16 protein-coding genes are annotated in these 14,202 nt (G+C 71.4%); 7 read left to right on the forward strand and 9 right to left on the reverse strand.

Features of this window, described 5'->3' with window-relative positions; genetic code table 11:
• Positions 1 to 77: 77 nt before the first annotated feature.
• The 5 genes from coaBC to slmA all read left to right on the forward strand — a co-directional run bounded on the left by coaBC (position 78) and on the right by slmA (position 4,979).
• Complete coding sequence (gene coaBC, locus D1793_RS12210; protein ID WP_119022421.1) at positions 78 to 1,352, forward strand: bifunctional phosphopantothenoylcysteine decarboxylase/phosphopantothenate--cysteine ligase CoaBC; 1,275 nt, start codon at positions 78 to 80, stop codon at positions 1,350 to 1,352.
• 28 nt (positions 1,353 to 1,380) lie between these two features.
• Entirely contained in the window at positions 1,381 to 1,857 is a 477-nt protein-coding gene (gene dut, locus D1793_RS12215; protein WP_119022422.1) for a dUTP diphosphatase, read from the forward strand.
• A gap of 37 nt (positions 1,858 to 1,894) precedes the next feature.
• Positions 1,895 to 3,289, forward strand: coding sequence for a phosphomannomutase/phosphoglucomutase (locus D1793_RS12220; RefSeq protein ID WP_119022423.1), 1,395 nt, complete (start codon positions 1,895 to 1,897; stop codon positions 3,287 to 3,289).
• Between the two features lie 81 nt (positions 3,290 to 3,370).
• Positions 3,371 to 4,279, forward strand: a complete 909-nt coding sequence (argB, locus tag D1793_RS12225; RefSeq protein ID WP_119022424.1) for an acetylglutamate kinase — start codon at positions 3,371 to 3,373, stop codon at positions 4,277 to 4,279.
• 88 nt (positions 4,280 to 4,367) lie between these two features.
• Positions 4,368 to 4,979, forward strand: coding sequence for a nucleoid occlusion factor SlmA (slmA, locus tag D1793_RS12230; protein WP_119022425.1), 612 nt, complete (start codon positions 4,368 to 4,370; stop codon positions 4,977 to 4,979).
• A 99-nt stretch (positions 4,980 to 5,078) separates the two neighbouring features.
• Here the strand turns inward: slmA and rpoH are convergent, their stop codons facing one another.
• The 4 genes from rpoH to ftsY all read right to left on the reverse strand — a co-directional run bounded on the left by rpoH (position 5,079) and on the right by ftsY (position 9,286).
• Positions 5,079 to 5,945, reverse strand: a complete 867-nt coding sequence (rpoH, locus tag D1793_RS12235; RefSeq protein WP_119022426.1) for an RNA polymerase sigma factor RpoH — start codon at positions 5,943 to 5,945, stop codon at positions 5,079 to 5,081.
• 199 nt (positions 5,946 to 6,144) lie between these two features.
• Positions 6,145 to 7,122: a permease-like cell division protein FtsX gene (ftsX, locus tag D1793_RS12240; RefSeq protein WP_119022427.1), complete on the reverse strand. Its 978-nt coding sequence runs from the start codon at positions 7,120 to 7,122 to the stop codon at positions 6,145 to 6,147.
• Positions 7,119 to 7,787, reverse strand: coding sequence for a cell division ATP-binding protein FtsE (gene ftsE, locus D1793_RS12245; protein ID WP_119022428.1), 669 nt, complete (start codon positions 7,785 to 7,787; stop codon positions 7,119 to 7,121). Before ftsE ends, ftsX begins: the two co-directional genes overlap by 4 nt.
• Positions 7,784 to 9,286 carry a signal recognition particle-docking protein FtsY gene (gene ftsY / locus D1793_RS12250; RefSeq protein WP_119022429.1) on the reverse strand — a complete coding sequence of 501 codons (1,503 nt, stop codon included), beginning with the start codon at positions 9,284 to 9,286 and terminating at the stop codon, positions 7,784 to 7,786. Before ftsY ends, ftsE begins: the two co-directional genes overlap by 4 nt.
• A 90-nt stretch (positions 9,287 to 9,376) precedes the next feature.
• Here ftsY and rsmD point away from each other — a divergent pair, with 90 nt between their 5' ends.
• On the forward strand, positions 9,377 to 10,030 hold the full coding sequence (gene rsmD / locus D1793_RS12255; RefSeq protein WP_119022430.1) for a 16S rRNA (guanine(966)-N(2))-methyltransferase RsmD: 654 nt from the start codon (positions 9,377 to 9,379) through the stop codon (positions 10,028 to 10,030).
• A gap of 157 nt (positions 10,031 to 10,187) precedes the next feature.
• Positions 10,188 to 10,388: a cell division protein ZapB gene (locus D1793_RS12260; RefSeq protein ID WP_110068967.1), complete on the forward strand. Its 201-nt coding sequence runs from the start codon at positions 10,188 to 10,190 to the stop codon at positions 10,386 to 10,388.
• A gap of 6 nt (positions 10,389 to 10,394) precedes the next feature.
• On the opposite strand, the gene D1793_RS12265 is transcribed toward D1793_RS12260, so the two are convergent.
• The 5 genes from D1793_RS12265 to D1793_RS12285 form a co-directional block, all read right to left on the reverse strand.
• Positions 10,395 to 10,949: a GNAT family N-acetyltransferase gene (locus D1793_RS12265; protein WP_240407664.1), complete on the reverse strand. Its 555-nt coding sequence runs from the start codon at positions 10,947 to 10,949 to the stop codon at positions 10,395 to 10,397.
• Positions 10,939 to 11,745 (reverse strand): hypothetical protein, encoded by an 807-nt coding sequence (locus D1793_RS12270; protein WP_119022431.1) that lies wholly within the window; start codon positions 11,743 to 11,745, stop codon positions 10,939 to 10,941. Before D1793_RS12270 ends, D1793_RS12265 begins: the two co-directional genes overlap by 11 nt.
• Positions 11,742 to 12,053 carry a BolA/IbaG family iron-sulfur metabolism protein gene (locus D1793_RS12275; RefSeq protein ID WP_110068969.1) on the reverse strand — a complete coding sequence of 104 codons (312 nt, stop codon included), beginning with the start codon at positions 12,051 to 12,053 and terminating at the stop codon, positions 11,742 to 11,744. Before D1793_RS12275 ends, D1793_RS12270 begins: the two co-directional genes overlap by 4 nt.
• Before the next feature lie 215 nt (positions 12,054 to 12,268).
• Positions 12,269 to 13,696 carry an MFS transporter gene (locus D1793_RS12280; protein WP_119022432.1) on the reverse strand — a complete coding sequence of 476 codons (1,428 nt, stop codon included), beginning with the start codon at positions 13,694 to 13,696 and terminating at the stop codon, positions 12,269 to 12,271.
• 74 nt (positions 13,697 to 13,770) lie between these two features.
• Entirely contained in the window at positions 13,771 to 14,157 is a 387-nt protein-coding gene (locus D1793_RS12285) for a hypothetical protein (RefSeq protein ID WP_110068971.1), read from the reverse strand.
• Positions 14,158 to 14,202: the final 45 nt, after the last annotated feature.

A 14,202-nucleotide genomic window follows, 5' to 3' on the forward strand; every position in this document is an offset into this window, starting at 1 on the left:
GCAAGGTCGGCGCGTCTACGCAAGGTGGGGCGCCGGTGGTAAGGTAGGCGGCTGATATCACCGCCGGGAATCCGTCCATGCCATCGCCCTCCCGCCGCGTACTGCTCGGCATCAGCGCCGGCATCGCCGCCTACAAGAGCGCCGTGCTCGCCCGCCTGCTCAAGCAGGCCGGCTGCGAGGTGCGCGTCGTCATGACCGAGGGCGCCCAGGCCTTCATTACCCCGCTCACCCTGCAGGCGCTGACCGGCGAGCCGGTGCGCACCTCGCTGCTCGACCCGGAAGCCGAAGCCGGCATGGGCCACATCGAGCTGGCCCGCTGGGCCGACACCATCCTGATCGCCCCCGCCACCGCCGACCTGATGGCACGGCTGGCCGCCGGCATGGCCGACGACCTGCTGACCACTCTGTGCCTGGCCAGCGAAGCCGAGAAGGTGATGGCCCCGGCCATGAACCAGGCGATGTGGCGCCACCCGGCGACGGCACGCAACGCCACCCGTCTCATGGACGACGGCTGGCGCCTGCTGGGGCCTGCGAGCGGCGACCAGGCCTGCGGCGATGTGGGGCCCGGGCGCATGCTGGAGCCCGAAGCGATTCTCGCGGCGCTGCTGGACGCGGGCCAGGTGTCGAACACCGGCGACGCCCCGGCCGCGGGCCTGGCCGTGACCATCACCGCCGGCCCCACCCGGGAGCCGCTGGACCCGGTGCGCTACCTCTCCAACCACAGCTCCGGCAAGATGGGCTACGCCCTGGCCGAGGCCGCCGCCGCCCTGGGCGCCCGGGTCACCCTGATAAGCGGCCCGGTCAGCCTGCCCTGCCCTGCGGGCGTGGCGCGCCTCGAGGTGGAGACGGCCCTCGAGATGCACGAGGCCGCGATGCGGCTGGCCGCGCAGAGCGATCTGTTCATCGGCTGCGCCGCGGTGGCCGACTACCGCGCCGAGCAGGCCGCCGAGCACAAGATCAAGAAGGTCGAGGGCGAGGAGGGGCTGACCCTGCGGCTGGTCAAGAACCCCGATATCATCGCCAGCGTGGCCGCCCTGCCGGAGGCCCGGCGCCCCTTCGTGGTGGGCTTCGCCGCCGAGACCCGTGACCTCGCGGCTTATGCCCGGGACAAGCTTACCCGCAAGAGGCTGGACATGATCGTGGCCAACGACGTCTCCCGCGAGGGGCTCGGCTTCGGCGCCGACGACAACGCCGCCCTGGTGCTGTGGCGGGAGGCGGCCCGGCAGGAGAAGGCGTCGCCGGAAGGCGACGCTCTCGCCGAGGAAGAGCTCGCACCCCAGACCAAGTCACGGCTCGCCATGGCGGTGATGCACCGCGCCCTCGCCTGCCTGCAGGCGCGCCGGCACCCCTGAATCCGACCCACGACCCTGGAATCTCCCGATGTCCGACACCCCCCGACCCGCCGCTCGGCCCCGCCTGGCCGTGAAGCTCCTCGACGAGCGCCTGCGCGACTATCTGCCCGGCTACGCCACCGACGGCTCCGCCGGCATGGACCTGCGCGCCCTGCTCGAGGCGCCCCTGACGCTGGCCCCCGGCCAGTGCGAGCTGGTGCGCACCGGGCTCGCCATCCATATCGCCGACCCCGGCCTCGCCGGCCTGATCCTGCCCCGCTCGGGGCTGGGCCACAAGCACGGCATCGTGCTCGGCAACCTGGTCGGCCTGATCGACTCCGACTACCAGGGCGAGCTGATGATTTCGGTGTGGAACCGCGGCCAGGCCCCCTTCACCCTCGAGCCCTTCGAGCGACTGGCACAGTATGTGCTTGTTCCCGTGGTGCAGGCCGAGCTCGAGCTGGTCGACGACTTCGACGCCAGCCGCCGCGGCGCCGGCGGCTTCGGCAGCTCGGGCCGCCACTGACATCCGCCCCGACGCGACCCACAGGACAAGGACACCCATGACAGACGAGACCCAGACCGTTCCCGCCTCCATCTTCCGCGCCTACGACATCCGCGGCATCGTCGATGACACCCTGACCGAGCCGACCGTCGAGGCGATCGGCCGCGCCATCGGCAGCGAGGCCGCCGCCCGCGGCGAGTCCACCGTGGTGGTGGCCCGCGATGGCCGCCTCTCCGGCCCGCGCCTCCAGGCGGCGCTGACCCGCGGCCTGAACGCCGCCGGCCGCGACGTCATCGACATCGGCATGGTGCCCACCCCGGTGCTCTACTTCGCCACCCACGTGCTGGACGGCACCGCCTCCGGCGTCATGGTCACCGGCAGCCACAACCCGCCGGACTACAACGGCTTCAAGATCGTGCTGGCCGGCGAGACCCTCTCCGGCGACACCATCACCGCCCTGCATACGCGCATCACCACGGGCGACCTGACCGAGGGCGCCGGCAGCGTGCGCGAGGTGGACGTGCGCAACGCCTACCTGGCGCGCATCCTCTCCGACGTGCGCCTGGCGCGCCCGCTCAAGGCGGTGGTGGACTGCGGCAACGGCGTGGCCGGCGAGCTGGGCCCTGCGCTGGTGGAGAAGCTCGGCGCCGAGACGCTGCCGCTGTTCGCCGAGATCGACGGCACCTTCCCCAACCATCACCCGGACCCGGGCAAGCCCGAGAACCTGGTGGACCTGATCCGCGCGGTGAAGGAGAGCGGCGCCGACATCGGCCTGGCCTTCGACGGCGACGGCGACCGCCTCGGCGTGATCACCCCCTCCGGCCGGCTGATCTACCCCGACCACCTGATGATGGCCTTCGCCGAGGACATGCTCGAGCGCAACCCGGGCGCCAAGGTGATCTTCGACGTCAAGTGCACCGGCAACCTGGCCCGGGTGATCGACGAGGCCGGCGGCGAGCCCGAGATGTGGCGCACCGGCCACTCGCTGATCAAGGCGCGCATGAAGGAGACCGGCGCTGCACTTGCCGGCGAGATGAGCGGCCATATCTTCTTCAAGGAACGCTGGTACGGCTTCGACGACGGCCTCTACGGCGCCGCCCGCCTGCTGGAGATCCTCTCCCGCCAGGACCTCGACGCCGACGCCTTCTTCGACCGCTACCCCCAGGACATCGGCACCCCGGAGATCAACGTCACCGTCACCGACGAGACCAAGTTCGACCTGGTGGCCCGCCTGGCCCGCGAGGGGGACTTCGGCGAGGAGGGGGTGAAGACCACCCTGGACGGTATCCGCGTCGACTACCCGGACGGCTGGGGCCTGTGCCGCGCCTCCAACACCACGCCGGTGCTGGTGCTGCGCTTCGAGGGCAAGAACGAGGCGGCCCTCGAGCGCATCAAGGCGCAGTTCGCCGCCGCCCTGGCCCGGGTCGCCCCGGAGCTGGACGTGGCGCTCTGAGCCCACGGGATCGATGACCGCCGCCGCGCCCGCGGCGGCTCCGCCAAGAGCAAGAGCACGAGCAAGAGAAGGGAACCGACAATGACCGAACAGACCCGCGACCCGCGCCTGGTAGTGGAAGTGCTCTCCGAGGCGCTGCCCTATATCCAGCGCTTCACCGGCAAGACCGTGGTGGTGAAGTACGGCGGCAACGCCATGACCGAGGACACCCTGATCGACTCCTTCGCCCGCAACATGGTGCTGATGAAGGAAGTGGGCATCAATCCGGTGGTGGTCCACGGCGGCGGCCCGCAGATCGGCGACCTGCTCAAGAAGCTCAACATCGAGTCGCGCTTCGTCAACGGCATGCGGGTCACCGACGCCGAGACCATGGACGTGGTGGAGATGGTGCTGGGCGGCCTGGTCAACAAGGGCATCGTCAACCTGATCAACCAGTGCGGCGGCAAGGCGATCGGCCTCACCGGCAAGGACGGCAGCCAGATCCGCGCCCGAAAGCTCAAGGTGGAGCACCAGACCCCGGAGATGACCGTCCCCGAGATCATCGACATCGGCCATGTGGGCGAGGTGGAGCACATCTCCACCGACCTGATCGAGATGCTCGCCGAGCGCGACTTCATCCCGGTGATCGCCCCCATCGGCGTCGATGCCGAGGGCCACAGCTACAACATCAACGCCGACCTGGTGGCCGGCAAGGTGGCCGAGGCCCTGGGCGCCGAGAAGCTGATGCTGCTGACCAACGTGGCCGGCCTGATGAACGCCGAGGGCGAGGTGCTCACCGGGCTGACCACCGCCCAGGTGGACGAGCTGATCAGTGACGGCACCATCCACGGCGGCATGCTGCCGAAGATCCGCTGCGCCCTTGAGGCGGTGAAGGGCGGCGTGAAGAGCGCCCATATCATCGACGGCCGGGTGCCCCACGCCACCCTGCTGGAGATCTTCACCAACGCCGGGGTCGGCACCCTGATCACCGACACCACCACGGACGCGTGACGCGCCGGCCGCGGTCCTAGCGTCTCGCTTTGCGCGATGCCGGGTCCGCGGCTAGCATGGGTCGACCATCAGAAAAGAAAAGAACACTATGACGCAGGCAACCCCCACGCCCAGCCGCCGCGAGCAGATCCTGCAGGCGCTGGCCCTGATGCTGGAGGAGGACAGCGGCAAGCGCATCACCGTGGCCGCCCTGGCGAAGCAGGTCGGCGTCTCCGAGGCCGCCCTCTACCGCCACTTCCCCAGCAAGGCACGCATGTTCGAGGGGCTCATCGAGTTCATCGAGGAGACGCTCTTCGCGCGCATTACCCGCATCCTCGAGGAGAGCCCGGAGGCGCTGCCGCGCTGCGGGGCGCTGCTCACCCTGCTGCTGGCCTTCGCCGAGAAGAACCCCGGGCTCTCCCGGCTGCTCGACGGCGGCGTGCTCACCGGCGAGACCGCACGCCTGCGGGTGCGCATCCACCAGCTCTTCGAGCGGCTCGAGACCCAGCTCAAGCAGGTGCTGCGCGAGGCGGAGCTGCGCGAGGGGCGCCGCCTCTGCCTGCCCGCCTCCGCCGCCGCCAACCTGCTGCTGGCCGCCGCCGAGGGGCGCATCAGCCAGTACGTGAGAAGCGACTTCAAGCGCCGCCCCACCGAGCACTGGGAGGCACAGTGGGCGCTGCTCTCGGCCCAGCTGCTGCGCGAGAGCCCGCAGCCGGCGTAGCCGGTCCCTCTCCCGTCAATGAATAACCCCCGCCGGACTCTCATCCGACGGGGGTTATCTAGGTTTGGCACCACTGAAAAGTGAAGCTGCCTTCCGGGCTTACGCTGCCAGGGCGTCACCGATCTGCTGGCGGATCTTCTTCATGGCGTTCTTCTCGAGCTGGCGGATGCGCTCGGCGGAGACGCCGTAGACGTCGGCCAGCTCGTGCAGGGTAGCCTTCTCGTCGGCCAGCCAGCGGCGCTGCAGGATATCCCGGGAGCGCTCGTCCAGGGCGGCCAGGGCCAGCTGCAGGCGGTGGGTGGCGTCGTCCTCCCAGTCGCTCTCCTCGAGCCGGACGGCCGGGTCGGCGGAGGCATCCTCGAGGTAGTGCACCGGCGCCTGCCAGCTGCTCTCCTCGTCCTCGCCCGGGGCGGCATCGAAGCCGGCATCATGGGCGGAGAGGCGGCCCTCCATGTCGCGCACCACCTCGGGCTTGACGTCGAGGTCCTTGGCGATGGCGTCGACCTCGTCGCCGCTCAGCCAGGCCAGGCGCTTCTTGGCGCTGCGCAGGTTGAAGAACAGCTTGCGCTGGGCCTTGGTGGTGGCGATCTTCACGATGCGCCAGTTGCGCAGCACGAACTCGTGGATCTCCGCCTTGATCCAGTGCACGGCGAAGGAGACCAGGCGCACGCCCTGGTTGGGATCGAAGCGCTTGACCGCCTTCATCAGGCCGACATTGCCCTCCTGGATCAGGTCCGCCTGGGGCAGGCCGTAGCCGGAATAGCTGCGGGCGATATGCACGACGAAGCGCAGGTGCGACAGGACCAGGCGGCGGGCCGCCTCCAGATCGCCCTCGTCATGCAGGCGGTAGGCCAGCTCGCTCTCCTCCTCGGCGGTCAGCAGCGGGATGCTGCGGATGGCCTGGAGGTAGCCGTTGAGGTCGTGCCCCGGGGAGAGATGGCCCACCGGAAGAAGACTGGTGCTCATGTGCAGGATGTCTCCTTGTCAGCCCAGAAATGCATTGGCGTTCAACTACATCAGACGCCGGAAACAGGGAAATGTTCCATGGAACCACGCCAGAGGCGTGGTTTCCAGGTGCCTGGCGGCCTGATCGCGGGCCTCGTGCCTCAACCTCGGCTTCAGCCGTTCTCTTGCCGCTAGCGCGGCTTCAGCGCTTTTCGTGTCGCTACCGCGGCTTGACCTCGGCGAGGTGGCGACTCACCGCGATCCAGGCGCCCATCCAGCCAAGCAGTATACTACAGCCCACCAGGGTCGCGGAACCGGCGGCGCCCAGCCGCGGCAGGCTGAACGTGGCGCCATAGCTGGCCGCCAGGGCCGAGACGGGGGCGGCCAGCCATTCGCTGCCGAGCGTCAAGAGCCCCCAGGCCAGCAGGCCGCCGCCGAGCCCGTACCAGGCCCCGCTGTAGAGGAAGGGCCGGCGCACGAAGGCGTGGGTGGCGCCGATCAGGGTCACCACCTCGATCTCCTTGCGGCGGTTCTCCACCGCCAGGCGGATGGTGTTGCCCACCACCAGCAGCACCCCGCCGCCGAACAGCACTGCCAGCGCCAGGGCGACGCGGCGCCCCAGCTCGGCCAGGTGGCGCAGGCGCTCGATCCAGGCCAGGTCCAGGCGCACCTCCTCGACCCCCGTCATCGCCTCGAGTTCCCCGGCCAGGCCCCGCACCGCCTCGGGCGAGGGGTCCCGCGGGATCACCACCACGCTGGCCGGCAGCGGGTTCTCCTCCAGGCGCCCCAGGGCGTCGGCCAGCCCCAGCGCCTGCTGGAACTCCGCCATGCCCTCGGCCGCGGTGATCAGCCGGGTACGGCCGACCCCCTCGTTGGCGGCCAGCGCCTCCTCGATCCGCTCGGCCTGGGCCTCGTCCACGTGGTGGGCCAGGTAGACGGTCAGGGTCGCGCTCTCGGTCAGCTCGGCGTCCAGCAGCCGGGCGCCATCCAGGGTCAGCCACAGCGCCGCCGGCAGCACCAGGGCGATGGCGATGGCCAGCATGGTCACCAGGCTGCCGATGGGCGCCTTGAGCAACCGCCAGGCGCTGTCCAGGGCCATGGCCCGATGGTGGCGCAGCCAGCCGCGCAGGCGGCTCGACGAGCGGGTGCGGTGGGTGCGGGCCCCGCGGGGCGGCGGCGGAGCGGGCCGGCGGCTCATGCGGCCTCCTGGTCGGCCACCAGCCGCCCGTCGCGCAGGCGCAGGATGCGGTGGCGCAGCCGGGCGATCAGCGCCAGGTCGTGGCTGGCGATCATCACCGTGGTGCCGATGCGGTTGAAGTCCTCGAACAGCCCCATGATGTCGGCGGAGAGCTGGGGGTCGAGGTTGCCGGTGGGCTCGTCGGCCAGCAGCAGGGCCGGCTTGTTGACCACCGCCCGGGCGATGCCCACCCGCTGCTGCTCGCCGCCGGAGAGCTCGATGGGCAGGGCCTTCTCGCGATGCAGCAGCCCCACCTTGTCCAGCGCCGCCCGCACCCGCCGCGCCGCCTCCCGGGGCTCCACGCCCTGGATCTCCAGGGGCAGCGCCACGTTGTGGAAGATCGAGCGGTCGTGGAGCAGCTGATGGTCCTGGAAGACCACGCCGATCTGGCGCCGGTAGAAGGGCACCTGGCTGGCGTGGAGCCGGTCGATATCATGGCCCGCCACCAGGATGCGCCCCCGGGAGGGGCGCTCCAGACGCATGATCAGCCGCAGCAGGGAGCTCTTGCCGGCCCCGGAGTGGCCGGTCAGGAACACCATCTCGCCGCGGCGCACGCGGAAATCGAGGTTGGCGAGCGCCTCGAAGCGCCCGCCGTAGCGCTTGCCCACGTGCTCGAAGACGATCATTGCGCGGCGTCGTTCCCGTCCCGGTCGAACAAGGCGTCGACGAACTCGCCGGCCGCGAAGGGCCGCAGGTCGTCCAGCGACTCGCCGACGCCGATGAAGCGGATGGGGGTGCCGAGCTGCTTGGCCAGGGCGAAGATGATGCCGCCCTTGGCGGTGCCGTCGAGCTTGGTCAGGGTCACCCCGGTGATGGGTACCGCCTCGTTGAAGGTGCTGGCCTGGGAGAGCGCGTTCTGGCCGGTGCCGGCGTCGAGCACCAGCATCACCTCGTGGGGGGCGGTGGCGTCCACCTTGCCCATCACCCGATGCACCTTCTTGAGCTCCTCCATCAGGTGGGCCTTGTTGTGCAGGCGACCGGCGGTGTCGGCGATCAGCACGTCGACGCCCCGCGCCTTGGCGGCGGCCACGGCGTCGAAGATCACCGAGGCGCTGTCGGCCCCGGTGTGCTGGGCGATCACCGGCACCTTGTTGCGCTCGCCCCACACCTTGAGCTGCTCCACCGCGGCGGCGCGGAAGGTGTCGCCGGCGGCCAGCATCACGCTGCGGCCCTCGCGCTGGAAGCGCTGGGTGAGCTTGCCGATGGTGGTGGTCTTGCCGACGCCGTTGACCCCCACCACCAGGATCACGAAGGGCCCTTCGCCCTTGGGCGGCAGGGTCAGCGGCTGGCTGACCGGCTCCAGCAGGTCGGCCAGCTCCTCCTGCAGGGCGCGATAGAGCGCCTCGCTGTCCTGGAGCTCCTTGCGGGAGACCCGTGCGGTGAGGCGGTCGATGATCTCGGTGGTGGCCTCGATGCCGACGTCCGCCAGCAGCAGCTGGGTCTCGAGGTCCTCCATCAGGTCGTCGTCGATCTGCTTCTTGCCGAGGAACAGATCCGCCAGGCCGTCGGTGAGGTTGGCGCGGGTCTTGCCGAGACCCGCCTTGATGCGCGCGAACCAGCCCTTCTTCTCGCCGGCCTGGGGCTTCTCCTGCAGCGCGGCGCGAGCGGGCTCGGGCTCGGGCTCGGGCTCGGGCTCGGGCTCGGGCTCGGGCTCGGGCTCGGGCTCGGGGGGCTCGGGCTCGGGCTCGGGCTCGGGCTCGGCAGCAGGCTGCGCGCTGGCCGCCTCGGGCTCAACGGCCGGGGCCTCGGCGGCGGTTTCCAGCGGCTCGGCCGATGCGGAAGCCTCCCGGGTCTCGAGCGCCTCGACCCTGTCGGCCTCCTCGACGACAGGCTCGGGGGCCGGCTCGACTGCCGGTTCGTGCTCCTGTGCGGAAGCCGACTCGGGCTCGGGGCGCGTCTCCAGCGCCTCCTCGGCGGGCGCTTCTTCGGCAGGCGCCTCCTCGACGGGGGGCTCCGCAGGCTCGACGCGCTCGGGCTCGACGCGCTCAGGCTCGGCGCGGACCTCGGGCTCGGCCGCGGCCTCGGGCTCCTCGGTCGCCTCGGCGACCGGTTCCAGGCGCTCCTGCTCTTCGCGGGTCGCCTCGTGCTCCTGCTGCTTCTTCTTGCGCTTGAAAAAACCGAACATGGACAGAATCAGCCTTGCGAATAATCGAATCGCCACATCCTACCACCGCCCACCATGACTGTGGATAAGCCCCCGGGTACAATCCCCGCCATGACACGACGCCCATCACCCCCCCGCCGCTCCGGCAGGCCCACCGGCGGCCAGCCAGGCGGCAAGAGCGCCGGCCGCCGGGTCGCCGGCCGCCTGAGGATCATCGGCGGCGACTACCGCCGCCGGCTGCTGCCGGTGCTCGACAGCCCCGGCCTGCGCCCCACCCCGGACCGGGTCCGCGAGACCCTCTTCAACTGGCTCGCCGCCGCCCTGCCCGGCGCCCGGGTGCTGGACCTCTTCGCCGGCACCGGGGCGCTGGGCCTGGAGGCGCTCTCCCGCGGCGCCGGCGACGCCACCTTCGTGGAGCGCGACGCCCGGGTGGCCGGGCAGCTCGGCGAGAATCTGGCGACCCTGGGCGCCATGGAGCGAGGCCGGGTGGTCACCGCCGACGCCACCGCCTTCCTGGCCGGGCCGCCGACGCCCTGTTCGCTGGTGTTTCTCGACCCGCCCTTTCGCCAGGGGCTCGCCGAACCCTGCTGTACGGCCCTGGAGGCGGGCTGGCTTGCGGAGGAGGCCTTCATCTACCTGGAGTGCGAGGCGGACCTGACGCCGGCCGTGCCGGCCACCTGGCGGCTGCACCGCGAGGTGCGCGCCGGCGACAGCCACGGCCGGCTCTACCGCCGCGACTCGTCGCCGCACGACGACGCTTGCTGAGTCCCGGGCGCGGCGTTACGCTGCTGCCCATTCATCCCGCCATCAAGCAACCTCGCCCCGCCCCGGGGCACCGGCTCGGCCTCGAGGAGTGTTCAAGCAGGACCGGTCGCAAGGACCATTTCGAAGGGCCATCCCGGAAGGACATCAGGAGAACAGCATGAGCATCGAACTCTTCAACCGCCTCGAGCAGAAGGTCACCAGCGCCGTGGAGGCCCTGGAGCTGCTGAAGATGGAAGCCGAGGAGCTGCGCGAGGAAAACGCCCGCCTGAAGCAGGAGCGCGAGGAGTGGGAGCGCCGCCTGACCGGCGTGCTGGGCAAGCTCGACGAGATCGAGTCCAGCGAACCCCAGAGCGCCTGAGCGCCCTCAGCCGGCGCTGAGCGCCAGCGACATCAGCCGCGCATCCTCTCGCGCCGCACCCGCCGCCCCGGCCTGCCGTGGCGGCGTCGTTTCCGGGCCTGGCAGCGACGCAGGCCGTGGCGGGTAGTAGCCGCGACGCACGCCGTCGTCGGTGAACCCCGCGGCCCGGTAGAGGGCGATGGCAGGCGCATTGCCCGCCCGCACCTCCAGCAGCAGCCGCTCGCTGCCCCAATCACGGGCCTGGTCGGCCACCACCGCGAGCAGCTTTCGCGCGAGGCCCTGGCCGCGCCGGGCCTCGTCCACCAGGATCGCCTGCAGTTCCGCCTCGAAGGGCAGCCGGGCCACCGCCGCGTAGGCCGCCAGCTCATCACCACCCGCCTGACCATCGCCTACCATCAGGCCATAGACCGCCGTGGCGGGGTCCGCCAGGGTCGCCGCCAGCTGGGCCTCGGAGCCCCCCATCGGCCAGCCGCTGGCCTCTTCGAGCGCCGCCACGCACGGCAGGTCGGCCTCGGTCAGGCGCACCAGCGCGGGCTTGCTCGCGGGTGACCTAGCGCCCACCCGGCACCTCCTCGGCCGATTCCCAGGCCCGCCCCCAGGCCAGCAGCTGCGGCAGCAGCGCGCGCTTGGCCTCGGCGCTCTCGGCCAGTTCCCCGAGCGCCGGCCCCTGCCAGGCGGGCAGCGCCAGCGGCGGGCAGTGCCCGTCCTCCAGGGAGAGCACCTCGCCGAGCGTCGCCTCCTCGCCGAACAGCAGCAGGCGCTCGGGCGACCAGCCGCGCCGGCGCGCGCCGGCGACAAAGGCCTGCAGCCCCTCGCGGGCCTCCTCCAGGGGCTCGTGCACCGTCAGCCCCTCCTCCAGCGGCCAGCGGAAGGGCTGGAAGACCGGCAGCGGCGAGGCGATCCCGGCGGCGCGCAGCAGGTTGCCCAGCAGCTGAAGCTCGGCGCGACCGGGCGGCCGCTCGCCGGCCAGCAGCAGCAGCCAGCGCCCCTCCAGGCAGGCCGCCTGGAAGGCGAAGCGCAGCGGCTCCCGGGGGGCCACCGGCTCGGCGGGCACGGCCTCGACGGGCGCTGCCGCCTCCTCCGCCGGGGGCGTCTCGAGCAGTGCCCTGGCCATGCCGGGGCGTGGCGGGCGTGCCGCCCGCGGCGGTTCCGGCTCGGCCGGGCGCGTCGGGGCCGCCTCGCGAGCCTCGTCCAGCAGCGCGTGCAGGCGCTCCCCGGGGGCCTCGGCGGGGGGCGCCTCGGGCAGCTCCCACTCGCAGGCCGGGGTCGGGCGGGCATTGGGCAGCGCATAGCGCGCCACCCAGGCCGTCAGCCCCATGGCCTCCAGGTACTGGAGCCGCTGCGGCTCAGTGGTCACGACTTGCTGCCACCCCGACAGTCGGGCGAGTCGGGCCGGCTCTGGCCGCTGGCCTGCCATTCGGCGGGGGTGTAGAGGTGCAGCGCCAGGGCGTGGACCGGGCCGGCCAGCTCATCGGCCAGCAGGGCATAGACCTGCTGGTGGCGCTTGACCGGCATCAGCCCCTCGAGGCGCTCGGAGACGAGAGTGACCTTGAAGTGGGTCTCGGAGTTGGGCGGCACGTTGTGCCGATGGCTCTCGTTCTCCACCGCCAGAAAGACGGGCGCGAGGGCCTGCAGCTTCTCTTCGATGGTGGCCTGAATGCTCATGGCGGCTTCCCCGGACTGAGTGAAAATGGAGGATGGGCAGGTGAAGTGAAGTCCCCATTGTACCCGCTCTGCCGGGCGGTAACGATGTGGCTCACCGACACTGCTCGGGGCTGATCCGGCGGCAGGCCCCGGAGCGCCGGACCGACGAGGAGGCGCTGTGAATACCTCCCTGTACGCTACCGACGCCATCCATGGCGTAGGACCTCCTCTTCGGCCTACCCCCGGCGCCCCTCGTCATGGGCGGCCTCCTTTAATTGGCAATGCTCATGCTGGGCGGCGCCGGCCAGCGGCACCCGGGCCAGGCTCGCGCCCAGCGCCAGCAGCGTGGCCAGGGCGCCGAGCCACAGGGTGGCCTGCACCGGCATGCCGGTGGCCAGGAAGGCGCCCACCAGGGCGACCCCCAGCGACTGCCCCACGGTGCGCGAGGTGCTCATGATGCCGGAGGCGTTGGCGCTGCGCTCCCGGGGCACGGTGCTCATCAGCTCGCGGTTGTTGGGCGGCTGGAAGAGCCCGAAGCCGACCCCGCAGAGCAGCATCCGCCACAGCACCTCGACCACCCCCGCCTCGGCGGGAAGGCGCGCCAGCAGCACGAGCCCCACCAGCATGAGGGCGAGCCCGGCGCTGGAGAGCAGGCTGGGGTTCAGGCGATCGGCCAGACGGCCGGCGCGCGGGCCCACCAGCATGATGGCCAGCGGCCAGGGGGTGAAGAGCCAGGCGGTCTCCAGGGGCGTGAAGCCCATCTCGCTCTGGAACAGGAAGGAGAGCGCCACGAAGGCGAGCCCCTGGCCCACGAAGGCGGTGCCCTGGGCCACCAGCGCCAGGCTGAAGCGCGGCTCACTGAAGATCGAGAGCGGCATCAGCGGATGGCGGGCGCGCCGCTGGCGGCGCAGGAAGAGCAGCGCGGCCGCCACGCTCAGCGCCAGCCAGGCGGCCACCTGCCCCGCCGGCATGCCGTGGCCGACGCCATCCATGGCCAGGAAGAAGCCGCACAGCATGGCCACCGAGAGCAGCGCCCCGGCCAGGTCGAAGCCGCCACGGCGGCCCGCCTCCCGCGGCAGCGCCTTCCAGGCCAGCACCACGGCCACCGCCCCCAGCGGCAGGTGCAGGGCGAACAGCCAGGGCCAGTCGGCCACCGAGAGCAGCACGCCGCCGATGGCCGGCCCCGCCGCGTAGCCGCCGGCCACCACCATGGCCGAGAGCCCCAGCGCCGAGCCCAGCAGGCGCGAGGGGAAGATGGAGCGGTAGAGCGAGGGCCCGATGGAGAGGGTCGCCGCCGCCCCCAGCCCCTGCAGGGCGCGGAACAGCAGCAGCGTCTCCAGACTGGTGGAGAGTGCGCAGCCCACGGAGGCCAGGGTGAAGATGCCCACCCCGGCCACGTAGATCCGCCGCCGGCTGACCAGCTCGCTGAGCGCGGCGAAGACCAGCAGGAAGGCGGCACAGCTGATCTGGAAGAGGTTGGTGACCCACACCGCCCGGGAGGCGGGCACCTCGAGCCCCGCCGCGATGGAGGGCAGCGCGATGTTGATCATGGTGGTATCCACCACCGCCATCAGGGTGCCGAGGATCAGCGCCAGCACGGCCAGGCGCCGCTCGGGCCCCGGCAGGCCATCGTCGCCGGGGCGGGACTCAAAGAGTCGGCTCATTCCATCTTCCATCGAGGGTCAACACGAAGAAACCGGCCGGAGCCGGTTTCATGGTGCCAGGTTTCGGGCGGGGCCTAGTCCTGGTCGACGTCCATCAGCAGCGAGTCGTCGACCTCGGAGATCTCGAGGGCCGCCTCGTCGTCGAGGTCGATGGCCAGGTAGCTGTGCTCCACCTGCAGGAAGCGCTGGAACAGCGGCCAGTCGATGGTCTCGGGCCACTGGCGCTCGTCCTCCTCCCAGGCGCGCAGCTCGGTCTCGAGGATCTCGAGGTAGCGCTCGCGCACGAAGCCCTCCAGGGCCTCCGGGGTGTCCATCTCGGGAATCAGATAGACCGTGCTTTCGCGCTCGACGTCGGCCAGGGCGATGTCGTCATCCCCCATCGTCGGCTCAAGGGCATTGATCCAGTCCACGAAATGCTGGGTAGGGCGGACGCTCAGGGCAGAGCGGTTGAGCAGTTTCATGGTGGTCTCCTCGACGTCGAAACGATGACCATTATGGGCGCTGGC

This window comes from Halomonas sp. JS92-SW72, from assembly GCF_003547075.1.
Classification (GTDB): domain Bacteria; phylum Pseudomonadota; class Gammaproteobacteria; order Pseudomonadales; family Halomonadaceae; genus Halomonas; species Halomonas alkalicola.